Origin of the sequence: Mycobacterium sp. GA-2829 (assembly GCF_001499965.1) — a bacterium.
Taxonomy (GTDB): domain Bacteria; phylum Actinomycetota; class Actinomycetes; order Mycobacteriales; family Mycobacteriaceae; genus Mycobacterium.
The window spans coordinates 106,463-129,270 of record NZ_LQIT01000023.1; the positions used below are offsets into that span (position 1 = coordinate 106,463).

Here is a 22,808-nt window from a genome sequence, read left to right on the forward strand (position 1 = left end):
TGTTGTGCTGGCCGTAGTGACGTTCAACGCATCTGTTTAATGTTCTGGAGGGTCCATGAAGACACCACCGATCGTGTCGGCGCCCGAATGGGAGGACGCCCACCGGCAATTACTGGTCAAGGAGAAGGAGCTGACGCGGGCGCGGGATGCGTTGGCGGCCATGCGTAGACGGATGCCGTGGATGGCGGTCGACAAGCAGTACGCGTTCGAGGGGCCGGACGGTCCGGCGACACTGCTCGACCTGTTCGCCGGGCGCCGCCAGCTGATCGTCTACCGCGCCTTCATCGATCCCGGAGTGGACGACTGGCCCGAACACGGCTGCGTGGGGTGTTCGTTGATGGCCGACCACATCGGCAACGTGGCCCACCTCAACGCGCGCGACACCACGCTGGTCTACGTCTCCCGCGGATCGCAGGCCGATCTCCGGCGGATCAAAGAGCGGATGGGGTGGGACCACCCGTGGTACACGTTGACCGACGACTTCGACGCCGACTTCGGCTGCGAGGAGTATCACGGCACCAACGCCTTCATCCGTCACGGCGACCAGGTGTTCCGCACGTACTTCATCAACGAGCGCGGCGACGAGGCGTTCGTCAACACCTGGGCGTTCCTCGACATGACCGCGCTCGGCCGGCAGGAGACCTGGGAGGACTCCCCGGAGGGGTATCCGCAGGACGCACCCTACGAATGGTGGTCTTGGCACGACGCATACGGCGCGCACGCCGGGGTCGAAGGGAGTTGCTGTGCCGGGCACTGAAGCAGCGCGCAGCGCCGGCCTCTACCGGGAGTCGCGGGAGCGGATCGCCGGGTTGGTCCGGCCGCTCGACGAGGCGGGGTGGCGTACGGCGGTGCCGACATGTCCGGGCTGGACGGTGCGCGACGTGGTGGCCCACGTCGTGGGCGTCGCCGAGGAATGGGTCGACGGCAGGCTCGCCGGGGTACCCACCGACGCGCAGACGGCCGCGCAGGTGGCCCGGTTCCGCGACGTCGGCGTCGACGAGATGCTCAGCGGGTGGGCCGAGAACACGCGCCGGCTCGAGGAGGCGGCCCGCACCCGCGGGTTGATCGCCCCGGTCGCCGACATCGTCACTCACGAGCACGACATCCGCGGTGCGCTGGACCGGCCGGGCGCCCGCGACTCCGCGGCGGTCCGGCACGCCTCGGAACAGGTGCTCGACATCCTGGACCCGCCGGTGCCGCTGCGAGTGGTCGTCGAGGATGCCGAGTACCGCTGCGGCCCCGCCACCGGTGACGAATTACGGCTGCGGACATCGCGTTTCGAGGCGCTGCGGTGGCGGCTGGGGCGGCGCAGCCGGGCCCAACTGGCGGCGATGGACTGGTCGGCGGACCCGGCCCCCGTGCTCGACGCGCTCTATCTGTTCGGCCCGGCCACCGCCGACATCGTCGAGTAACCACACCGATTTCGCCGCTCGCCCACGTAGGGTGTGTGCTCGTGCGGCACTACTACAGCGCGAAGGCGGTCCGCGACGCGGAAGCACCGTTGCTGCAGCGCCTGCCCGACGGCGCCCTGATGCGCCGCGCGGCATACGGCCTGGCCACCGCGATCGCCCGGGAGCTGGCAGCCCGCACCGGTGGTGTCGCCGGACGGCAGGTCTGCGCCGTCGTCGGATCGGGTGACAACGGCGGTGACGCACTGTGGGCGGCGACGTTCCTGCGCCGACGCGGCGTATCGGCGAACGCGGTGCTGCTCACCCCCGACCGTACTCATCCGAAGGCCTTGGCGGCGTTCCGGACCGCAGGCGGACGGGTGGTCGAAACAGTGCCGTCGACAACGGATCTCGTCGTCGACGGCGTGGTCGGCATCTCCGGATCCGGGCCGCTGCGGCCCGGCGCGGCCGAGGTGTTCGCCGCCGTCGACGACGCAGGCACACCCGTGGTGGCCGTCGACCTGCCCAGCGGTATCGACGTCGAGACCGGCGCCGCCGACGGTCCGCACGTGCACGCGGCGCTGACCGTGACGTTCGGTGGGCTCAAACCGGTGCACGCGCTGGGGGAGTGCGGGCGCGTCGAACTCGTCGACATCGGGCTGGACCTGGCGCCGTCGGATCTGCTCGGGATCGAGGCCGCGGATGTGCGGGCGCGCTGGCCGCGGCCGGGACCGAAGGACGACAAGTACACCCAGGGCGTGACCGGGGTGCTCGCGGGCTCGTCGACGTATCCCGGCGCGGCGATTCTGTGCACCGGCGCCGCCGTCGCCGCGACCAGCGGTATGGTCCGCTACGCGGGTAGCGCTGCGGCAGAGATGGTTTCGCACTGGCCAGAAGTGGTGGCCGCACCGAACGCGGCATCAGCCGGGCGGGTGCAGTCCTGGGTGGTGGGGCCCGGGCTCGGCACCGACGAGGCCGGGGCGTCGGCGCTGTGCTTCGCGCTCGACACCGACCTGCCGGTGATCGTCGACGCCGACGGTCTCACCCTGCTGGCCGCCCACCCCGAACTCGTCGCCGACCGCGACGCACCGACGGTGCTCACCCCGCACGCGGGGGAGTTCGCGCGCCTGGCCGGATCACCTCCGGGGGACGACCGCGTCGCCTCGGCACGACGGCTGGCCGAACAGTTCGGCGCGACGGTCCTGTTGAAAGGCAACGTCACTGTCGTCGCCGAATCCGACGGCACGGCCTACCTCAACCCGGCGGGCGAAGCGTGGGCCGCCACCGCCGGCTCCGGTGACGTGCTGTCCGGGATGATCGGTGCCCTGCTGGCCGCCGGACTCCCCGCCGGCGAGGCCGCCGCACTCGCCGCCTTCGTCCACGCGCACGCCGCGAACGCGTCGGCCGCCGATCCCGGACCCCGCCCGGCGCCCACGTCGGCGTCGCGCATCCTGCACCACATCCGCACCGCACTCGGCACCATCTGACCTGGAGAGGACCTTTCATGGCGCATTCGCACAGTCGCGTCCAGCACGTCTCGCCCGCCTACACCGGCCGGTTGGCGATGGCGCCGGTGCCCTCGCTGCGACTGCCCGACGAGGCGATGGATCCGCAGGCGGCCTACCGGTTCATCCACGACGAACTGATGCTCGACGGCAGCTCCCGGCTGAACCTCGCCACGTTCGTGACCACGTGGATGGACCCCGAGGCCGAGAAGCTGATGGCCGAGACCTTCGACAAGAACATGATCGACAAGGACGAGTACCCCGCGACGGCGGCGATCGAGCAGCGCTGCGTGTGCATGGTGGCCGATCTGTTCCACGCCGAGGATCTGCGCGACGACGACCCTGCCACCGCGATCGGCGTGTCGACGATCGGGTCCAGCGAGGCGGTCATGCTGGCCGGGCTGGCACTGAAGTGGCGGTGGCGCCAGCGGGTCGGCGGGGACGCCTGGAAGGGGCGCACCCCCAATCTGGTGATGGGGTCCAACGTCCAGGTGGTGTGGGAGAAGTTCTGCCGCTACTTCGACGTCGAGCCGCGCTACCTGCCGATGGAGGAGGGGCGCTACGTCATCACGCCGGAACAGGTGCTCGAGAACGTCGACGAGGACACGATCGGCGTGGTCGCGATTCTGGGCACCACCTACACCGGTGAACTCGAGCCGATCGCCGAGATCTGCGCGGCACTCGACAAGCTGGCCGCCGACGGCGGGGTGGACGTGCCCGTGCACGTCGACGCGGCCAGCGGCGGGTTCGTGGTGCCGTTCCTGCATCCGGACCTGCAGTGGGACTTCCGGCTGCCGCGCGTGGTGTCGATCAATGTCAGCGGCCACAAGTACGGCCTGACCTACCCCGGTATCGGATTCGTGGTGTGGCGCAACGCCGAACAGCTGCCCGAGGAGCTGGTGTTCCGGGTCAACTACCTCGGCGGCGACATGCCCACCTTCACGTTGAACTTCTCGCGGCCGGGCAACCAGGTGGTCGGCCAGTACTACAACTTCCTGCGGTTGGGCCGCGGCGGATATTCGCAGGTGATGCAGTCGCTGTCACAGACCGCGCGGTGGCTGGGCGACGAACTGCGCACCAGTGAGCACTTCGAACTGATCACCGACGGCTCGGCGATCCCGGTGGTCAGCTTCCGCCTGCGGGGCAACCCCGGCTACACCGAGTTCGACATCTCGCAGACGCTGAGGTCCTACGGCTGGCAGGTGCCCGCCTACACGATGCCCGAGGGCGCGGAGAACGTCACCGTGCTGCGCATCGTGGTGCGGGAGGGGTTCTCCGCCGACCTCGCGCGGGCGTTGCGCGACGACATGGTGACCGTGCTCAACCACCTCGACGAGCTCAAACCCGGCGGCCACTTCGACGAGGTGCAGCCGTTCGCCCACTAGAACCGGCCCGCCGAGATCAGACTTGTCGCACGCTCTGGACCACGCAGCGTGCCCCAAGTCTGATCTCGGAGACGTGGGGGAGTCCGTCTCTGGGACAATCGGCACGGGTGACATGACCATGCAGACAACAGAGACGGCCACGACGCCGACCGCGCAGGCGGTGATCGACCTCGACGCGATCGTCCACAACCTCGCGGTACTGCGCGAATGCGCAGGCAGTGCGCGGGTCATGCCTGTATTGAAGGCCGACGCGTACGGCCACGGCGCCACCGAAGTGGCCAGGACGGTGCTCGCCGTGGGCGTCACCGATCTCGGGGTGGCCACCGTCGGCGAGGCGCTCGCGCTGCGCGGCGACGGCATCACCGCGCCGCTGCTGGCCTGGCTGCACGCCCCGGGCACCGACTTCGCCCCCGCGCTGCGGGCCGACATCGGACTCGCGGTGTCGTCCCCGCGCCAGCTCGAGGAAGTGCTCGACGCCGTGCACCGCACCGGGGTCACCGCGAGCGTCACCGTCAAGGCCGACACCGGGCTGAGCCGCAACGGTGTCAGCCCCGCCGAGTACCCCGCTCTGCTGGACCGCCTCGCCCGTGCGCAGGCCGACGATGCGGTGCGGGTCGTGGGGCTGATGAGCCACCTGGCGTGCGGCGACGAACCCGACAACCCGACCAACGACCGCCAGGCCGAGCGCCTGAGCGCGATGCGCCGCCGGGCCGCCGAGGCCGGGGTGCACTTCGAGGTCGCGCACCTGTGCAACTCGCCCGCGGCGATGACCCGCCCCGACCTCGCCTTCGACATGGTCCGGCCCGGTATCGCGCTCTACGGGCAGACCCCGATCCCCACCCGCGGTGATATGGGCTTGCGACCCGCGATGACGCTGAAATGCCCTGTCGCACGGACTCGTTCCCTCAAGGCGGGGGACGGCGTGTCGTACGGTCACACCTGGGTCGCCGACCGCGACACCACCGTCGCGCTGCTGCCGATCGGGTACGCCGATGGGGTCTACCGCAGCCTCAGCGGCCGCCTGCAGGTGCTGATCAACGACCGGCTGTATCCCGGCGTCGGGCGGGTCTGCATGGACCAGTTCGTCGTCGACCTCGGCCCCGGCCCGGTCGACGTCACCGACGGCGACGAGGCGATCCTCTTCGGGCCCGGCACCCGCGGCGAACCCACCGCCCAGGACTGGGCCGAGCTCGTCGGCACGATCAACTACGAGATCGTCACCAGCCCCCGCGGTCGCGTCGTCCGCACCTATCGACGGGACAGCCGTTGAGCGACAACGAGATGCGACGGCGGGGCAGCGCCGGCTGGTTGGCCGGTGCCGCGGGGATCGCCGCCGTCGGCTCACTGGCCGCGGTCACCGTCGCCCGCTCGGTGACCCGCCGCGTCACCGACGACGACCCCTACGCGGGTGAGGATTTCGAGCTGCTCGACGCCGACCGCAGCTCCGTGGTCACCACCACCGACGGCGTCCCGCTGGCCGTCCGGGAGGTCGGGCCGGCCGACGCGCCGTTGACCGTTGTCTTCGCCCACGGTTTCTGCCTGCGGATGGGCGCCTTCCACTTCCAGCGTGCCCGCCTGTCGGACCAGTGGGGTGAGCAGGTCCGGATGGTGTTCTACGACCAGCGTGGCCACGGCCAGTCCGGCCAGGCGCCGCCGGACACCTACACCGTCACGCAACTGGGGGAGGACCTCGAAGCGGTCCTCGCCGTCGTCGCCCCGCGTGGACCGGTCGTCCTGGTCGGTCACTCCATGGGCGGGATGACGGTGCTCTCCCACGCCCGGCAGTACCCGCAGCGGTATCCGACCCGCATCGTCGGCGCGGCGATCATCTCCTCCGCCGCCGAGGGTGTCTCCGCGTCGCCGCTCGGTGAGATCCTGAAAAACCCTGCGCTGGAGGCGGTTCGGTTCGCCGCACGCTACGCGCCGGGGACCGTGCACCGCACCCGCGGGCTGGCCCGCGCGGTGATCGGCCCCATCCTGCGGGCGGCGTCCTATGGTGACGAGAAGATCAGCCCGAGCGTCGTCGCGTTCTCCGAGAAGATGATGCACGACACCCCGATCGTGACGCTCGTCGAATTCCTGCACGCCCTCGAGGTGCACGACGAGACGGCGGGTCTGACCACGCTGGCGAAGGTCCCGACGATGATCGCCTGCGGTGACCGTGATCTGCTCACCCCGATGGAGTACTCCCAGGAGATGGCCGACGCCTTGCCCAAGAGCGAACTCGTGATCGTCCGCGGCGCGGGGCATCTCGTGCAACTCGAACAACCCGAGGAGATCGACGACGCGCTGGTCCGACTCGTCGAACGCGCCACCCCGTCCAAACTCGTCGCGCTGACGCGGCGGCTCCGCGAGCGGGCCAGACCCCGTGGCTGACCGGCAGAGCGGGACGGCCGAACTGGCCACCGCGGAGGAGACCATGGCGCTGGGCGCACGGTTGGGCGCCGAACTGCGCGCCGGCGACGTCGTCGTGCTGTCCGGACCACTCGGCGCAGGAAAGACCGTGCTGGCCAAGGGAATCGCGCAGGCGATGGATGTCGAGGGTCCGGTCACCTCGCCGACGTTCGTGCTGGCGCGGGTGCACCGCGCCCGACGACCGGACCGGCCGGCAATGGTGCACGTCGACATGTATCGGCTGCTCGACCATCCCGGCACCGACCTGCTCGCCGAACTCGACTCCCTGGACCTCGACACCGACCTCGACGACGCCGTCGTCGTCGTCGAATGGGGTGAGGGTGTCGCCGAACGCCTGTCCGACAGCCACCTCGACATCCGATTGGAGCGTGCGGTGGACACCGAGGCGCGCACCGCGATCTGGCAGTGGAGCCGGTAGTGAGTGGACTCGTCCTGGCCATCGACACCGCCACCCCCGCCGTCACCGCCGGGGTGGTGCGCCGCGACGGCGATCAGGTCAGCGTCCTCGCCGAGCGGGTGACCGTCGACCCCCGCGCGCACGCCGAACGCCTGACCCCCAATGTGCTTGCCGCCGTACAGGATGCCGGGGTCACCTTCGCCGATTTCACCGCCGTCGTGGTCGGGTGCGGACCCGGCCCGTTCACCGGCCTGCGGGTCGGGATGGCCACCGCCGCCGCGTATGCGCACGCGCTCGGCATCCCGGTGCACGGGGTGTGCAGCCTCGACGCCATCGGGGTCGATCTCCCCGGAGAAGCGCTCGTGGTGACCGACGCCCGGCGCAAGGAGGTGTACTGGGCCCGCTACCGCGACGGGCTGCGCGTAAACGGGCCCGCCGTCAACGCCCCCGCCGACGTGCCGTCCGGGGCGGCGACGGTGGCCGGATCACCCGACCACGCCGCGCTTTTCGCGCTGCAGGTGAGTGGACCGCAGTATCCGACGGTGGCCGGGCTGGTGCGCGCGGTCGCCGACTGGTCGCGGGACCCGGAGGCGCTGGTGCCGCTGTACCTGCGCCGTCCGGACGCGACGCCGCGCGCCGAACAGGCCCGACGGTGAAGGTCACCTACGGGCCGCTGACCAAGGACGACGCCGCCCGATGCGCCGAACTCGAGTCGCAGCTGTTTCCCGGTGACGACCCGTGGCCGGCCCGCGCGTTCCTCGCCGAGCTGGGTTCGCGGCACAACCATTACGTGGCCGCCCGCACCGACGACATCCTCATCGGCTACGGCGGCATCGCCCAACTGGGACGGAAGGCGCCCTACGAGTACGAGATCCACACCATCGGCGTCGACCCGGACTATCAGGGCCACGGCGTCGGCCGCCAGATCCTCGGCCGGCTGCTCGCGCTCGCCGACGAGGGTGTGGTGTTCCTCGAGGTACGCACCGACAACGTCGCCGCGATCAGCCTGTACGAGAGCGTCGGGTTCACCCGGGTCGGGTTGCGGAAGCGCTACTACCGGGTCAGCGGCGCCGACGCCTATACGATGAGGCGAGACCCACCGAGCGTTGCGAAGCGAGAAGTGCCGTGATCATCCTGGCCATCGAGAGCTCCTGCGACGAGACCGGTGTCGGCATCGCCGACCTGTCCGACGACGGCACCGTCACCCTGCTCGCCGACGAGGTGGCCTCAAGCGTCGACGAACACGCCCGCTTCGGCGGGGTGGTGCCCGAAATCGCCTCCCGCGCGCATCTGGAGGCGCTCGGCCCGACCATGCGCCGCGCCCTGCAGACCGCGGGGGTGCGCAAACCCGACGTCGTCGCCGCCACGATCGGTCCCGGCCTGGCCGGCGCCCTGCTCGTGGGAGTGGCTGCGGCCAAGGCGTATTCGGCAGCGTGGCAGGTGCCGTTTTACGGCGTCAACCACCTCGGCGGGCACCTGGCCGCCGACGTCTACGAGCACGGCCCGCTGCCCGAAAGCGTGGGCCTGCTGGTCTCCGGCGGCCACACCCATCTGCTGCACGTGACGTCGCTGGGGGAGCCGATCATCGAACTCGGCAGCACCGTCGACGATGCGGCGGGGGAGGCCTACGACAAGGTGGCGCGGCTGCTCGGGTTGGGTTATCCCGGCGGCAAGGTGCTCGACGATCTGGCCCGCGAGGGCGACCGCGACGCGATCGTGTTCCCGCGCGGCATGACCGGCCCCCGCGACGAGCCGTACGCGTTCAGCTTCTCCGGCCTCAAGACCGCCGTCGCGCGCTACGTCGAGAGCCATCCTGAGGCGTCCCAGGCCGACATCGCGGCGGGATTCCAGGAGGCGGTGGCCGACGTGCTGACCCGTAAGGCGGTGCGCGCCGCGACCGATCTCGGGGTGTCCACGCTGTTGATCGCCGGCGGGGTGGCGGCCAACTCCCGGTTGCGGGAGCTGGCCGAGCAGCGCTGCGCCGACGCCGGTCTCACGCTGCGCATCCCGCGGCCGCGGCTGTGCACCGACAACGGCGCGATGATCGCCTCGTTCGCCGCCCACCTCATCGCGGCGGGCGCACCACCGTCGCCGCTGGACGCGGCCAGTGACCCCGGTTTGCCCGTGGTGCGGAGCCAGGTGGCGTGAGCGTCACCGACACGCTGGCGATCCACGAACTGCTCTACCGCTACGCCGAACTCGTCGACGCCGGCGACTTCGACGGCGTCGGCCGACTGCTCCGCCGCGGCTCGTTCGCCGGTGTCGAGGGCGCCGAGGCCATCGCGCAATTGTTCGCGGCCACGACCAGACGCTATCCCGAACACGGCAACACCCCGCGCACCCGCCACCTCGTCCTCAACCCGATCGTCGCGGTCGACGGCGACACCGCGGCGGCGCGGTCGACGTTCTGCGTCGTCCAGGCGACCGAGATCGTGCCACTGCAGCCGATCGTCGTCGGCCGGTACCGGGACACCTTCGCGCGCGACGACGACGGGTGGTACTTCACCGCCCGGCAAGTCGATGTCGAGCACGTCGGGGACGTCTCGGCCCACCTGAACATCGACCCGCGACACTTCGGCGAACAGGCACATCCCCACCCTTGAGTGCTAGCACTCGCATGTATAGAGTGCTAGGTGGCAGGCGGCCAACCCTGTGCCGGCACCCGCGACGACGGCGCTCGGGCTCGGACGCATGCCGGACATCTGTAAACGCTGGAAACATTCGGGTCCGGGACCACCTGGACCTACACCGAACTAGTGGAGGGCTCCATCGTGGCGAGCGTGAACATCAAGCCACTCGAGGACAAGATCCTCGTCCAGGCCAACGAGGCCGAGACCACGACCGCGTCCGGTCTGGTCATTCCGGATACGGCCAAGGAGAAGCCGCAGGAAGGCACCGTTGTCGCCGTCGGCCCCGGCCGCTGGGACGATGAGGGCGAAAAGCGGATCCCGCTGGACGTGTCCGAGGGCGACACCGTCATCTACAGCAAGTACGGCGGCACCGAGATCAAGTACAACGGCGAGGAGTACTTGATCCTGTCGGCCCGCGACGTGCTGGCTGTCGTCAACAAGTAAGCACCCGTGCCCGCCCCGGAGATCCCCGTTGTACACGGGTGATGTCCGGGGCGGCATGCGTTGCATGCCGCAAACAGGAAGACACATATGAGCAAGCAGATCGAATTCAACGAAACTGCGCGCCGCGCAATGGAAGTCGGCGTTGACAAGCTCGCCGACGCGGTACGGGTGACCCTCGGGCCGCGCGGACGCAACGTGGTGCTGGCCAAGGCGTGGGGCGGTCCGACCGTCACCAACGACGGTGTCACCATCGCCCGCGAGATCGACCTCGAGGATCCGTTCGAGAACCTCGGCGCCCAGCTGGTCAAGTCGGTCGCCACCAAGACCAACGACGTCGCAGGCGACGGCACCACCACCGCCACCGTGCTCGCCCAGGCGCTCGTGCGCGCCGGGCTGCGCAACGTCGCGGCCGGTGCCAACCCGATCGCCCTGGGCGCGGGGATCAGCAAGGCCGCCGACGCGGTGTCCGAGGCGCTGCTCGCCGCGGCCACCCCGGTCGACGACAAGGGTGGTATCGCTCAGGTCGCCACGGTCAGCTCGCGGGACCCGCAGATCGGCGACCTGGTCGGCGAGGCGATGACCCGGGTCGGCCACGACGGTGTCGTGACCGTCGAGGAGTCCTCGACCCTGAACACCGAACTCGAGGTCACCGAGGGTGTCGGCTTCGACAAGGGCTTCGTCTCGGCGTACTTCGTCACCGACTTCGACTCCCAGGAGGCGGTGCTCGAGGACGCGCTGGTGCTGCTGCACCGCGACAAGATCAGCTCGCTGCCCGACCTCCTGCCGCTGCTGGAGAAGGTCGCCGAATCCGGTAAGCCGCTGCTGATCATCGCCGAGGACGTCGAGGGTGAGGCGCTGTCGACGCTGGTCGTCAACGCGATCCGCAAGACGCTCAAGGCCGTCGCGGTCAAGGCGCCGTTCTTCGGTGACCGCCGCAAGGCGTTCCTCGAGGACCTGGCGATCGTCACCGGCGGTCAGGTGGTCAACCCCGACGTCGGCCTGGTGCTGCGTGAGGTCGGGCTGGACGTGCTGGGCACCGCGCGCCGCGTGGTGGTCAACAAGGACAGCACGGTGATCGTCGACGGCGGCGGCAGCGCCGAGGCCATCGCCGACCGCGCCAAGCAGCTGCGCAGCGAGATCGAGGCCACCGACTCGGAGTGGGACCGCGAGAAGCTCGAAGAGCGGCTGGCCAAGCTGGCCGGCGGCGTCGCGGTGATCAAGGTCGGCGCGGCCACCGAGACCGATCTCAAGAAGCGCAAGGAAGCCGTCGAGGACGCGGTCGCCGCGGCCAAGGCGGCCGTCGAGGAGGGCATCGTCACCGGTGGTGGCGCCGCCCTCGTGCACGCCCGCAAGGCGCTCGAGAGCCTGCGCGGATCCGTGTCGGGTGACGAGGCGCTCGGTGTCGAGGTGTTCGAGAAGGCACTGCCGGCTCCGCTGTACTGGATCGCCACCAACGCCGGGCTGGACGGCTCGGTCGTGGTGAACAAGGTCAGCGAACTGCCTGCGGGGCAGGGCTTCAACGCCGCGACCCTGGAGTTCGGCGACCTGCTCGCCGACGGTGTCGTCGACCCGGTGAAGGTGACGCGGTCCGCGGTGCTCAACGCCGCGTCCGTGGCCCGGATGGTGCTCACCACCGAGACCGCGGTCGTCGACAAGCCGGCCGAGGACGAGGATCACGGGCACGGCCATCACGGCCACGCCCACTAGTCAGTGATTTCGGTGTAGTTGGTTGCGCTGAGCGCGACCAACTACACCGAAGCCGCGGACTTCGGCTGCCGTGGTCGAGCCGCCATGTCAAGATCACCGCATGGTCGGCGACGCCGGACGCGACACACTGGTGGGTCGGCGCGCCGAGCAGCAGGAGCTGTCCGGCTTGATCGACCGTGTGCGAGGCGGCGGGAGTGCGGTTCTGTGCCTTCGGGGTGCGGCCGGTATCGGCAAAACCGCGTTGTTGCTGGACGTCCGTGATCGAGCCGCGGACCTGCGCGTCATCGCCCTCAGCGGTGCGGAATCAGAGATGGAACTCGCCTACGCCGCGGTTCAGCAACTGTGTGCCCCACTGCTGGGTTCTCTGGACCGGTTGCCCGACCCGCAGAGAAACGCGCTCCAGGTGGCACTCGGGCTTCGTGGCGGCTCGGCGCCGGATCGCCTGCTGGTGAGTTTGGCGGTGCTATCGCTGCTCGCGGACGCGGGGGCGGAGCGGCCCACGATCTGCCTCATCGACGACGCGCAGTGGGTCGATCGCGCCTCGCTCCAGGCGCTCGCGTTCGCTGGACGCCGACTCTCCGCCGACCCCGTTGCGATGATTTTCGCCGCGCGTGACCTGCAGGCCGAGCAGGAGCTGGCAGCACTACCCCAAATGCACCTCGGCGGCCTCGCCGATGCGGATGCTCGGGCACTGCTCTCCTCGATGATGCCCGCCCGCCTCGATGACATCGTGCGCGACAACATCCTGGCCGAAGCGGACGGCAATCCGCTGGCGCTGCTCGAACTGAACCGTGCGCTGCCACGGGCGCAGCTGGCGGGCGGATATGGACTGACAGCCGCGAAGTCGCTGGCGACGCGGATCGAACAGTCCTACGGCCAGCGGCTGGGCGAACTGCCGTCGAAGACCCGCATGCTCCTGCTTCTGGCAGCCGCCGAGCCCACCGGCGAGCCGTCGTGGCTGTGGGCCGCCGCCGCGCGGCTCGGAATCGGTGTCGACGCAGGTGTCCCAGCGGAGCAGAGCGGCCTGGTGAGCATCGACACCAGACTACGATTCCGCCATCCGCTGGTGCGGTCGGCGATATACCGCGACGCCGTCCCATCGGAGCGGCGGCAGGCTCACGCCGCACTGGCCGAGGTGATCTCGGGCCCGCTCGCGGATGAGCATCGCGCCTGGCACCACGCCCATGCCGCAGAGGCACCCAGCGAGGGTGTCGCCGTGGAGTTGGTGCAATCAGCAGAGCGGGCTCGGTGCCGGGGTGGAAGTGCCGCAGCGGCAGCATTTTTGGCGTATGCCGTTGAACTCACACCTGACCCCGTCCGTCGTGCCGAGCGAGCACTGGCGGCGGCCCTGTCCAAGCTGGACGCGGGCGACCCAGAGGCCGCAGCACGACTGCTGGAAGCGGTTGCCGGCGCCGATGACGAACTACTCGGTGCGCGAGCGGATCTGGTGCGCGCCAAGGTCGCCTTCGCCACCAACCGTGGCAGCGACGCGCCCCCGTTACTGCTGGCGGCTGCCGAACAACTGCGCGACCTGGATCCCGCGCTCGCGCGAGAGACTTATCTCGAAGCGCTGATGGCGGCGGCGGTCGTCGGCCGGTTCTCCACCGCGGTAGCCGTTGCCGAGGCAGCGCGCAACGCCCCCACGGTGTCGGGACCGCCCAGAGCCGTCGACCTCTTGTTGGACGGGACGGTGGTCAGACTCACCGACGGATATGTCGCCGCAGCCCCGCTGCTGAAACGCGCCATCACCGCGTACCTGGACGACGATAAGGCCGGCACTGCCGATCCACGATGGCACTTGATTGCCCTGCGTGTCCTGCTGGAACGATTCGACGAGGCCAGCTATAACGCCTTGAGTCGCCGCCAGCTTGAATTGCTCACCGCGGCAGGCGAATTGACGGCCCTTCCCAACGTTCTGACCACCAACGCGGGCGCCTGCGTCAACACAGGCGACTTCGCGCAGGCCGCTGCGCTGATCGAGCAGTCCAGGTCGATAGCCGAAGCGACGGGGACACCGCCCCACCGTTCCGTCGAGGCGTATCTCGCCGCATACCGCGGACAGGAGCGGCTGTGCGGGGAGATGGTGCACGCGACGATCAAAGAAGCCACCGAACGCGGCGAGGGCAGCGCAATCGCCCAGGCACACTTTTCAGCGGCCATCCTCCACACCGGACTTCGCCGGTACGACAAGGCATTCGCCGCATGTAGCTCGGCATTGGAGTACGACGACATCGCACTGCGCGGCTACATCCTGGTCGAGATGGTCGAGGCGGCCATCAGGAGTGGTCACCGAAGCGCGGCCGAAGCTGCGCTCGACGAACTCGCTGAGCGGGCGACCGCCAGCGGATCTGACAGCGCGCTGGGCCTGGCAGCCCGATCCAGGGCCCTCATCGACGATGGTCCGACCGCCGAAGCCGAATACGAAGCAGCCCTGGCGAACCTGCAGCGCAGTCCCGTCGTCGTCTACTACGCCCGCACACATCTCGTCTACGGCGAGTGGTTGCGGCGTCAGAACCGCCAAACCGACGCCCGCGAGCAGCTGCGAATCGCCCACGAGCTGTTCGTGCAGATGGGAGCCGACGGCTTCGCGGACCGGTCACGCCGAGAACTCGCGGCAGCAGGCGAGCCCCTGCAGCACGCGCGCGGCAGCAGGTCGACGGTGGCCTTGACGACGCAGGAAAGCTATATCGCCCGACTGGCAGGTGACGGTTATACCAACTCCGAGATCGCCAGCCACCTGTTCCTCAGTCCCCGGACAGTGGAATGGCACTTGAGCAAGGTCTTCGCCAAACTCGGAGTGTCCTCTCGGCGCGAGCTGAGGCAGCATCCAAGGTGATGAGTAACCACTAGTGCTCGTTGGGCGAGGACGAGGATCATGGCCACGCGGGAAACACTCCCGGGGACGTTCCCCGGGGGTGTTTTTCGTTGCACCGAGGCGACCGAGGAGGACGGAAACATCATGGGAAAACCCACACCGTATGACACCACCGTCGTGGTGCCGCTGCCCGACGACGCCGACATCGCTCGCGCGGTCGGCGACGGCTACGACTCCGACACCGCGCTCAACGTCATGAAGATGATGAGCGGCACCGGGGACTTCTTTCCTGCGCTGGCCGGCATGGTCAAAGCCGTGTTCGGCGAACCGGACATCGACGCCAAGCACCGTGAGGTCGTGATCCTGCGCGCGGCCTCGGTGCTCAACAGCCCCTATGAGTGGCAGGCCAACGAACAGATGGCCCGTAACGCGGGTCTGACGCGCTCCGAGATCGAAGCGGTTGCCGGCGAACGTGATTCAGAGCATCTCGCTGCCGACTACCGGCTGTTGATCGCGGCTACCGACGAGCTGCTCCTGACGGGCACGCTCACCGACGACACCCTGCAGGGCCTGCTCGATCGGTTCGGGGTGACGACGACGCGCAAGTACATCGCGACGATCGCGTGGTTCAGCCTGTTGAGCCTGTTCCTCAACGGCACCCGGGTCCCCCTCGAGACGACCGACAAGATCGGATCACGTACCTCACCCCTGGGATGACCTGCCACTCGGGCCTTTTCGTCTGTAAGGACCGTGCCCGTGAGTAGCGCATTCGCCGGTGTGACGGGCGACGCGCGCGCATCCTGAACCCATGAAGCAGTACCGCCGTGGTGGTCTCGTCTTCGACGTGATCGACGAAGGTCCGGCCGACGGGCCCGTCGTGGTCCTGTTGCACGGCTTCCCGCAGATGAACACGAGTTGGAACGGTGTCATCGACCGGCTCACCGCCGGCGGCTACCGCTGCCTGGCGCCGAATCAGCGCGGGTATTCACCTGGTGCCAGGCCGACCCGCCGCCGTGACTACGGCGTCTCCGAGTTGGTCGAGGACGTTCGCGCGCTGTTCGACGTCTGCGGCGCCGCGCGGGTGCACCTGGTCGGGCACGACTGGGGGGCCATGGTGGCCTGGGCGGTGGCGGCGGCGATGCCCGAGCGTCTGACATCCCTGACCGCGCTGTCGGTGCCGCATCCCGCGGCGTTCCTGCGAGCCATGCCCACGAGCCGACAGGCGTTCGCCTCCTGGTACGTCTATTTCTTCCAACTCCCGGGCGTCCCGGAGAAGTACTTCCTCGGCAGCGACGGGGATCCGTCCCGACTGTCGGCGTTCATGCAGTCGAAGGGCGGACAACCGAAGGATGCCGCGGACCGCGATGCTCGCGCGATGAGTGAGCCGGGGGTGCTGACCGCCGCGCTCAACTGGTACCGCGCGATGCCGCTGTCCGGGCTCCCCGGCATCGGCACGAAGACGGCCGTTCCCACCATGTACGTCTGGAGTGACGGCGATGCCGCCCTCATGGAGAAGGGCGCCCGGCTCACCGAGAGGTATGTCGGCGCCGAATACCGCTTCGAGATCCTGTCGGGGTCGCACTGGATGCTCGACGAGCAACCCGACACGGTGGCAGACCTCCTGCTCGACTGGTTGGCGAATCACCCCACGTGACATTCACCGGCCGACGCGGCGTCTCCGCGGCGCGGCCGATCGCGGTGGGCGCGAACGCATGTGTCCGAGGGCCCGGGTCATGATCCCGCCGAGCGTCGCGACGTCGTGGGCGGACAGCGGTTCGAACAGGAGATTCCGCACGACCTCGATGTGTCCGGGCAGTACTGTGGCGACCCGGTCGCGGCCCGCGTCGGTGATGCGGACGAGGGTGGCGCGCTGGTCGTCGGAACTGGCCTCGCGGGTGATCATCCCGGCCCGCTCCAGCAGTCCCGCTTGATGGGTCAATCCGCTGCGGCTGTAGACCACGCCGTCGGCCAGATCGGTCATCGTGAGCGGCCGCCCGGCATCGACGAGCTTGGCCAGGATCTCGAACTGCACGTAGCTGAGACCGCCTTCGGCCCGGAGCTGCTGTTGCACCGCGTACTGGAGCACGCTGACCGCCTCGGTCAAGGCGAAGTAGGTACGCAACTGAGCGGGTTCGAGGGCGTCGGCCACCTCTCGAGTGTATTGCTTCGAATTCGAACCGCTTAGCGGGAATCGCTTCAACCTCGAAGCAGTTACACCTGACAGACGCTTCGAAATCGAAGCAATAACCAAGGAGGAGTCATGAAGGCAGCGGTCTACCACCGGTACGGCGACGGCGACGTCCTGCAGTACGAGGACGTGCCGCAGCCGCACGCCGGACCCGGCGAGGTCCTCGTGCGTGTCGCCGGGACGTCGTTCAACCCCGTCGATGCGGGCATCCGCGGCGGCTACCTGTCCGAGGTGTTCGCGATCGACTTCCCGCACGTGCCCGGTATCGACGTCGCGGGCACCGTCGCCGAGCTCGGTGACGGCGTCACCGGCTGGAACGTCGGCGATCCCGTGGTGGGGCTGCTTCCCATGGCCGCCCGCGGCGCCGCCGCCGAGTACGTGACCGCGCCGGCCGAGGTGTTGGCCGCCGCGCCGCGATCGGTGGCGCTCGCCGACGCCGCCGCTCTGCCGGTGGTCGGCCTGACGGCGTGGCAGGCGCTGTTCGAGGTCGCCGGGCTGAGCGCCGGGCAGACCATCCTGATCAACGGCGCGGGCGGAGCCGTCGGGGGATACGCAGTCCAACTCGCCAAGCAGGCCGGGGCCGTCGTCACCGCGACCGCCAAAACCGCTGCCGCCGAACGCCTTCGCCGCTACGGCGCCGACCGACTCATCGACTACATCGACTACCGCAGTGAGCCGGTCGACGTCGACGGGGCGCCCTTCGACGTCGTGCTCAACCTGATCAGCACCAGCGAGGAAGAGACCGCCGCGCTGGCCGGCCTCGTCGCCGACGGCGGCATCCTGGTCGGCACCATGACCGCCGGACCCGACGATCGCGTGCGGACCCACCGCGTGTTCGTCCGCAGCGACGCAACCCAACTCGCCGACCTGGTCCGCCGCGTCGACGCCGGACAACTCGACATCCACGTCGCCGACCGCCGCCCGCTGCGCGACGTCGCCGCCGTGCATGACGACGCCGACGCCGGACGCCTGCCGGGCAAGACCGTGCTCGTGCCCTGACCGCTGTGGCGCGCACCGAATGAGGCATTTGCCCCATTCGGTGCGCGGCCCGGCGGATCACCATCGAGCCATGACCACTTCCACTGCCCGCACCACCGCACCGGCCGGTTGGCTGGTGTTGGCCTACAGCGCACTGTGCTACCTGGCGTTCCTCGCCACATTCGGATACGCCATCGCGTTCGTCGCCGGTTTCGGTGTCCCGCGCACGGTCGACCACGGCATCGCCGCGACCACCGGCGTCGCCGTCCTCGTCGATCTGGCCCTGCTGATGGCCTTCGCGGTGCAGCACAGCGTGATGGCTCGTCCGGCCTTCAAGCGATGGTGGACCCGCATCGTGCCCGAATCCATGGAGCGCAGCACTTACGTGCTGGCGGCCAGCCTGCTGCTCGCCCTGCTGTGCTGGCAGTGGCGCACGATCGACGGAACCGTCTGGCACATCGGCCATCCCGCGCTGCGCGGTGTGGTGTGGGGTGTGGCCGCCCTCGGCTGGGTGACGGTGCTGGCCTCGACCTTCATGATCAACCACTTCGAACTGTTCGGCCTGCGGCAGGGCTTCCTCGCCTGGCGCGGAAGACGCGACGCCACAACAGGTTTCAAGACCACGCTGCTGTACCGCGTGGTGCGTCATCCGCTGATGCTCGGATTCCTGATCGCCTTCTGGGCCGCTCCCACCATGACGGCGGGCCACCTGTTGTTCGCAGCGGTGACGACCGCGTACATCCTGGTGGCCATCCGGTTCGAGGAGCGCGACCTGACCGCCGCGCTGGGGGAGCAGTACTGCCAGTACCGGCGTACGGTGCCGGCGTTGATCCCACATCCGGCCCGCCATTGCTGACCTTCTTTTGGACGGATCCAGACGGTGGTATAGGGTGGGCGGCGTGAACACCGCGGTGCGCGTCGGCTATTGGCGCTTTATCGAGGCTCCGGGCGGAGCCGATAAAGCGCAGCGCTAACGCACGCATCCACCCGGAGCCCAGGCAGTGACCATCGGTCGCTGCCTTTCGTCATTCGAGGGCACCGGACGGCCACGCAGGTGCCCACCACCAGAAAGGCACCTCGATGAACCTGGCGCAGATCGCCACCCCGCCCGCCACCTCTGACCGGCGCATTCGCAGCTTCAGTGCGATCCCCAGCCCGCACGAGGTGCTCACCGAGTTCCCGCTGGGCGCCCGGCGCGCCGAGCGGGTCGCGCGCGACCGCACCGAGATCGCCGACATTCTGGCGGGCCGCGACGACCGGCTGCTGGTCGTGGTGGGCCCCTGCTCGGTCCACGACCCGGTCGCCGCACTCGACTACGCCAGCCGCCTGGCCAAGGTCGCCGACGACCTCGCCGACCGGCTCAAGATCGTCATGCGGGTGTACTTCGAGAAGCCGCGCACCACGATCGGGTGGAAGGGTCTGATCAACGACCCCGGCATGGACGGCACCTTCGACGTCGCCCGCGGACTGCGCACCGCCCGCCAGCTGCTGCTCGACATCATCGACATCGGGCTGCCGGTCGGCTGCGAGTTCCTGGAACCGACCAGCCCGCAGTACATCGCCGACGCCGTCGCCTGGGGCGCGATCGGGGCCCGCACCACCGAATCACAGGTGCACCGTCAGCTCGCGTCGGGGCTGTCGATGCCCGTCGGCTTCAAGAACGGCACCGACGGCAACATCCAGGTCGCCGTCGACGGCGTGAAAGCCGCTGCGGCGCAGCACGTCTTCTTCGGGATGGACGACATGGGCCGCGGTGCGGTGGTGAGCACCGAGGGCAACGAGGACTGCCACGTCATCCTGCGCGGCGGCACCGACGGACCCAACTACGACGCGGACTCGGTCACCACCGCGGCGGCCAAACTGGTCGCGGCCGGACTGCCGGGCAAGGTCGTGATCGATTGCAGCCACGCCAATTCCGGTAAGGACCACATCCGCCAGGCGGGTGTCGCCGCGGAGGTGGCGCAGGCCATCCGCGACGGTCTTCCGGTCAGCGGGGTGATGCTGGAGAGCTTCCTCGTCGGGGGTGCGCAGTCGTCGGAGGCGCGGCCGCTGACCTACGGGCAATCGATCACCGACAAGTGCATGGACTGGCCGACCACCGATTCGGTGCTGCGGGAACTGGCCGCACGCTAGGTCGTCAGGCGCCGCAGCTCGCGGCGGGACGTCACACCGAGTTTGGCGAAGATCTTGCTCAGGTGCCATTCCACCGTGCGGGGGCTCAGGAACAGGTGGCCCGCGATCTCGGAGTTCGTGTACCCCTCACCGGCGAGCCGGGCGATGTAGCTCTCCTGGCTGGTCAACATGACCGCGCGCGGCGTCTCACGGCGGCGCGTCGCCTCACCCGCGGCGCGTAGTTCGCGACGGGTGCGTTCGGCGTAGCCGTCCGCGCCCATCTCCACGAATTCGGTGTGGGCGGTGCGTAACTGGTCACGCGCCTCGGCCAGCCGGTTCGTGCGACGCAGCCACTCGCCGTACAGCAGGCGGGTGCGGACGCGGTACACGGTGACCGGGCTGTTCTCGAGATGTTCGATCGCACTGCGGTATTCGGCGTCGGCGCTGTCGTCCCCCGCGGTGAGCGCACGGGCCCGCGCCGCGTAACCCAACGCCGTCGACGTGCCCGAGACGGTGGTGCGTTCGATCAGCTCGGTGGCCGCCGCCTTCGCCGCGACCGTGTCACCGCAGTGCGCGGCCGCCTCGACCATCTCGGTGAGCAGATGCCCGTACATCCCGACGTCCTCGAAGCGCAGGGCGGCGGCGGCGGCGCTCATGGCTTCCTCGTATTGCGCGCACCCGTTGTGCAGCACCGCCGCCGCGTACCGGGCGACCGTGACCTCGCTGCCCTCGCCGCGCGCGGTGGACTCGTCGAGAATGGCCCGCACCAACTCGCGGCACCGTTGTTCCTCACCCCGGTAGGCCGTCAGGTAGGCGTGGATGGACCGGTGCGGTGGCGTCCCGGTCGCCGCGGAGATCGCCTCGGACTGTTCGAGCAGGTGGGCCGCCGCGGCGAAATCACCGGACGTGACGCACACCCCGGCGTAGGCGGTCAGCGCCGCGGGCAGCACCGTCAACTCCCCGGCGGCCCGCAGCAACTCGAGCTGGCGTGCGGTGATCGCGTTGTAGGCGTCCTGATCGAACAGATCGAGCAGCACCCGGTTGGTGATGTCGTGCCACCGCGGGTCGGCGCTCCCAGACTCCTGCTCGAGAAGGTATTCGCGCACCGCCCCTTGCAGCAGGGGTGCCGCGGCCGCGTACCCCTCGGTCAGCCGGACGACGAGCCCGTCGAGGAACAGGTCCGTGGCGGTGGGCGGCACGGCGGCAGGCGGCGCCCGACGGGCAGCCTCGGCCACCGCCGTGGCGGACGTGCTCGGCGCCGAATGCAGTGTGCCCACGACCATCGAGGCCATCAGCGCCTCCAGGTGCGTCTCGCGGGACAGCCGAGCATCGAGTGGACGCAGCCGCTCGGCCGCCGCCAGTAGCAGGGGAGGTGCATCCCGCCCGCGGTGAGTGGCCCAGGCAACCTTGGCGCGCAACAGGTGTGCCCGCGCGGTGAGGGTGCGGTCCTCGACCCGCTCGGCCGCGGTGAGCAGCCGGGCCGCGGCCTCGGCGTCACCGGCGTCGAGTTTGGCATGCGCGGCCGCAAGCGCCCGCTGCGCCCGGCGGACCGGATCCGGGGTCAGCTCGACGGCGTAGGCCAGGAACGCGGCCGCCGCGGCCGCACCGCCGCGTCGGCGTGCCCGCTCCGCCGACACCACCAAGTCGGTCGCCAGATCCTCGTCGGCGGCCGCGGCGGCGTGCGCGCGGTGCCACGCGCGGTGCTCGTCGGCCGACGGCCCCGAGATGACCTCCGCCAGCGCGGCATGCGCGGCTCGGCGTTCCGCCAGGGGCGCGTCGCGGTACACCGCCGAGCGCACCAGCGGGTGACGGAACCGCAGCCGGGATGCGACCGTGATCAGGCCGCTGCGCTCCGCCGCGACGGTGGCGTCCACCCCGATGCCGAGGCTGCCCGCCGCCGCCCACAGCCACCCCGGCTCGCCGGTCGGTTCGGCGGCCGCCAGCAGCAACAGGGTCCTGGTCGCGGCAGGCAGCTCCCGCAGCCGTTCGGCGAACGTCCGCTCGATCCGGGTCGCCAACGGGCGGGCGGTGGCAAGACCGTAGCCGCCCGCCAACTCCGCGGGTGCCAACGCCCGTTGAAACTCCAGCAGTGCCAACGGGTTTCCGTTCGCCTCGGCGAGGATGTTCTCGCCTACGACCGCGGCGAGGCCGCCGGGCGTCATGGTGGTCAACATCGTGCGGGCGTCGGTGTCGGCCAGCGGTGACAGGAGCAGTTCCGGTAACCCGGCGAGCTCCCGTTCAGCGCTCGGCTCCCGGACCGCGAAGAGCATCGCCACCGGGTCGGCGGCGAGCCGGCGCGCGACGAACGCGAGCGCCTGCAGCGACGCGCGGTCGACCCACTGCGCATCGTCGATCACGCAGACGGTCGGCTGTTCGGCGCCGGCCTCACCGAGCAGGGTCAGCACCGCCAGGCTCACCAGGAAACGGTCCGGGGCGTCCCCTTCGCGGAGGCCGAGCGCGCACCGCAGGGCCTGCTTCTGCGGATCGGGGAGCCGGTCGATTCGGCCGACCAGCGGTGCGCACAGCTGTTGTACGCCCGCATAGGCGAGCTCCATCTCCGATTCCGCCCCGCTGATGGAGACGGTGCGCAGCCCGTCGCTGTCGGCCAGGAGTTCGGTCAGCAGCGCCGTCTTGCCGATGCCGGCCTCGCCGCGGAGCACCAGGACGGCGCTCCGTCCGGCGAGGGCCTGGTCGAGCAGGCCGCGCAGCGTCGCCTGTTCGTGTCGGCGCCCGACCAGGGTGCCGCGCCGGGCTCCCGGGCTCACGGAACCTGATCCTGGCATGTCCCGCGCGGTTTCGCGGTGCGGAACCGAGACTGTCCCTGACTTCGCTCGGTACCCCCGG

General features: G+C 69.8%; 21 protein-coding genes. 19 read left to right on the forward strand and 2 right to left on the reverse strand.

Features of this window, described 5'->3' with window-relative positions:
• The first annotated feature begins 55 nt into the window (after positions 1 to 55).
• The 16 genes from AU194_RS15415 (at position 56) to AU194_RS15490 (ending at position 16,340) form a co-directional block, all read left to right on the forward strand.
• A complete protein-coding gene (locus AU194_RS15415) occupies positions 56 to 757 on the forward strand; it encodes a DUF899 domain-containing protein (RefSeq protein ID WP_059090120.1) in 702 nt (233 codons plus the stop codon).
• Complete coding sequence (locus AU194_RS15420; protein ID WP_059090121.1) at positions 744 to 1,412, forward strand: maleylpyruvate isomerase N-terminal domain-containing protein; 669 nt, start codon at positions 744 to 746, stop codon at positions 1,410 to 1,412. The genes AU194_RS15415 and AU194_RS15420 overlap by 14 nt, the downstream gene beginning before the upstream one ends.
• 41 nt (positions 1,413 to 1,453) lie before the next feature.
• The gene (locus AU194_RS15425) at positions 1,454 to 2,875 is read left to right on the forward strand and encodes an NAD(P)H-hydrate dehydratase (protein WP_059090228.1); all 1,422 of its coding nucleotides are present in this window, start codon (positions 1,454 to 1,456) and stop codon (positions 2,873 to 2,875) included.
• Between the two features lie 17 nt (positions 2,876 to 2,892).
• Positions 2,893 to 4,278 (forward strand): glutamate decarboxylase, encoded by a 1,386-nt coding sequence (locus AU194_RS15430; protein ID WP_059090122.1) that lies wholly within the window; start codon positions 2,893 to 2,895, stop codon positions 4,276 to 4,278.
• 118 nt (positions 4,279 to 4,396) lie between these two features.
• On the forward strand, positions 4,397 to 5,548 hold the full coding sequence (gene alr, locus AU194_RS15435; protein WP_059090229.1) for an alanine racemase: 1,152 nt from the start codon (positions 4,397 to 4,399) through the stop codon (positions 5,546 to 5,548).
• An 11-nt stretch (positions 5,549 to 5,559) separates the two neighbouring features.
• Positions 5,560 to 6,654 (forward strand): alpha/beta fold hydrolase, encoded by a 1,095-nt coding sequence (locus AU194_RS15440; protein ID WP_197417635.1) that lies wholly within the window; start codon positions 5,560 to 5,562, stop codon positions 6,652 to 6,654.
• Positions 6,647 to 7,111 carry a tRNA (adenosine(37)-N6)-threonylcarbamoyltransferase complex ATPase subunit type 1 TsaE gene (tsaE, locus tag AU194_RS15445; protein WP_059090124.1) on the forward strand — a complete coding sequence of 155 codons (465 nt, stop codon included), beginning with the start codon at positions 6,647 to 6,649 and terminating at the stop codon, positions 7,109 to 7,111. Before AU194_RS15440 ends, tsaE begins: the two co-directional genes overlap by 8 nt.
• The gene (gene tsaB / locus AU194_RS15450; RefSeq protein ID WP_059090125.1) at positions 7,111 to 7,746 is read left to right on the forward strand and encodes a tRNA (adenosine(37)-N6)-threonylcarbamoyltransferase complex dimerization subunit type 1 TsaB; all 636 of its coding nucleotides are present in this window, start codon (positions 7,111 to 7,113) and stop codon (positions 7,744 to 7,746) included. Before tsaE ends, tsaB begins: the two co-directional genes overlap by 1 nt.
• Positions 7,743 to 8,219: a ribosomal protein S18-alanine N-acetyltransferase gene (rimI, locus tag AU194_RS15455; protein ID WP_059090126.1), complete on the forward strand. Its 477-nt coding sequence runs from the start codon at positions 7,743 to 7,745 to the stop codon at positions 8,217 to 8,219. Before tsaB ends, rimI begins: the two co-directional genes overlap by 4 nt.
• The gene (tsaD, locus tag AU194_RS15460; RefSeq protein WP_059090127.1) at positions 8,216 to 9,238 is read left to right on the forward strand and encodes a tRNA (adenosine(37)-N6)-threonylcarbamoyltransferase complex transferase subunit TsaD; all 1,023 of its coding nucleotides are present in this window, start codon (positions 8,216 to 8,218) and stop codon (positions 9,236 to 9,238) included. The genes rimI and tsaD overlap by 4 nt, the downstream gene beginning before the upstream one ends.
• Positions 9,235 to 9,693: a nuclear transport factor 2 family protein gene (locus AU194_RS15465; RefSeq protein ID WP_059090128.1), complete on the forward strand. Its 459-nt coding sequence runs from the start codon at positions 9,235 to 9,237 to the stop codon at positions 9,691 to 9,693. Before tsaD ends, AU194_RS15465 begins: the two co-directional genes overlap by 4 nt.
• Positions 9,694 to 9,861: 168 nt before the next feature.
• Positions 9,862 to 10,164 carry a co-chaperone GroES gene (groES, locus tag AU194_RS15470; protein WP_041310041.1) on the forward strand — a complete coding sequence of 101 codons (303 nt, stop codon included), beginning with the start codon at positions 9,862 to 9,864 and terminating at the stop codon, positions 10,162 to 10,164.
• An 87-nt stretch (positions 10,165 to 10,251) separates the two neighbouring features.
• Positions 10,252 to 11,871 carry a chaperonin GroEL gene (gene groL, locus AU194_RS15475; RefSeq protein WP_059090129.1) on the forward strand — a complete coding sequence of 540 codons (1,620 nt, stop codon included), beginning with the start codon at positions 10,252 to 10,254 and terminating at the stop codon, positions 11,869 to 11,871.
• Between the two features lie 100 nt (positions 11,872 to 11,971).
• Positions 11,972 to 14,707: a LuxR family transcriptional regulator gene (locus AU194_RS15480; RefSeq protein WP_059090130.1), complete on the forward strand. Its 2,736-nt coding sequence runs from the start codon at positions 11,972 to 11,974 to the stop codon at positions 14,705 to 14,707.
• A gap of 123 nt (positions 14,708 to 14,830) precedes the next feature.
• The gene (locus AU194_RS15485; protein ID WP_059090131.1) at positions 14,831 to 15,403 is read left to right on the forward strand and encodes a carboxymuconolactone decarboxylase family protein; all 573 of its coding nucleotides are present in this window, start codon (positions 14,831 to 14,833) and stop codon (positions 15,401 to 15,403) included.
• Positions 15,404 to 15,494: 91 nt separating this feature from the next.
• Positions 15,495 to 16,340, forward strand: a complete 846-nt coding sequence (locus AU194_RS15490) for an alpha/beta fold hydrolase (RefSeq protein WP_059090132.1) — start codon at positions 15,495 to 15,497, stop codon at positions 16,338 to 16,340.
• A gap of 3 nt (positions 16,341 to 16,343) precedes the next feature.
• Here the strand turns inward: AU194_RS15490 and AU194_RS15495 are convergent, their stop codons facing one another.
• Positions 16,344 to 16,835 (reverse strand): MarR family winged helix-turn-helix transcriptional regulator, encoded by a 492-nt coding sequence (locus tag AU194_RS15495; RefSeq protein WP_059090133.1) that lies wholly within the window; start codon positions 16,833 to 16,835, stop codon positions 16,344 to 16,346.
• A 111-nt stretch (positions 16,836 to 16,946) separates the two neighbouring features.
• On the opposite strand from AU194_RS15495, the gene AU194_RS15500 reads away from it, so the two are divergent.
• From AU194_RS15500 to AU194_RS15510, 3 genes are all read left to right on the forward strand, one after another.
• Positions 16,947 to 17,873 (forward strand): NADP-dependent oxidoreductase, encoded by a 927-nt coding sequence (locus AU194_RS15500; RefSeq protein WP_059090134.1) that lies wholly within the window; start codon positions 16,947 to 16,949, stop codon positions 17,871 to 17,873.
• Positions 17,874 to 17,943: 70 nt separating this feature from the next.
• Positions 17,944 to 18,708 carry a methanethiol S-methyltransferase gene (mddA, locus tag AU194_RS15505; protein WP_231743390.1) on the forward strand — a complete coding sequence of 255 codons (765 nt, stop codon included), beginning with the start codon at positions 17,944 to 17,946 and terminating at the stop codon, positions 18,706 to 18,708.
• A gap of 224 nt (positions 18,709 to 18,932) precedes the next feature.
• Entirely contained in the window at positions 18,933 to 19,985 is a 1,053-nt protein-coding gene (locus AU194_RS15510; RefSeq protein ID WP_059090135.1) for a 3-deoxy-7-phosphoheptulonate synthase, read from the forward strand.
• Here the strand turns inward: AU194_RS15510 and AU194_RS15515 are convergent.
• Entirely contained in the window at positions 19,982 to 22,729 is a 2,748-nt protein-coding gene (locus AU194_RS15515; RefSeq protein ID WP_231743392.1) for a LuxR family transcriptional regulator, read from the reverse strand. The two genes, AU194_RS15510 and AU194_RS15515, sit on opposite strands and share 4 nt — an antisense overlap.
• Positions 22,730 to 22,808: the final 79 nt, after the last annotated feature.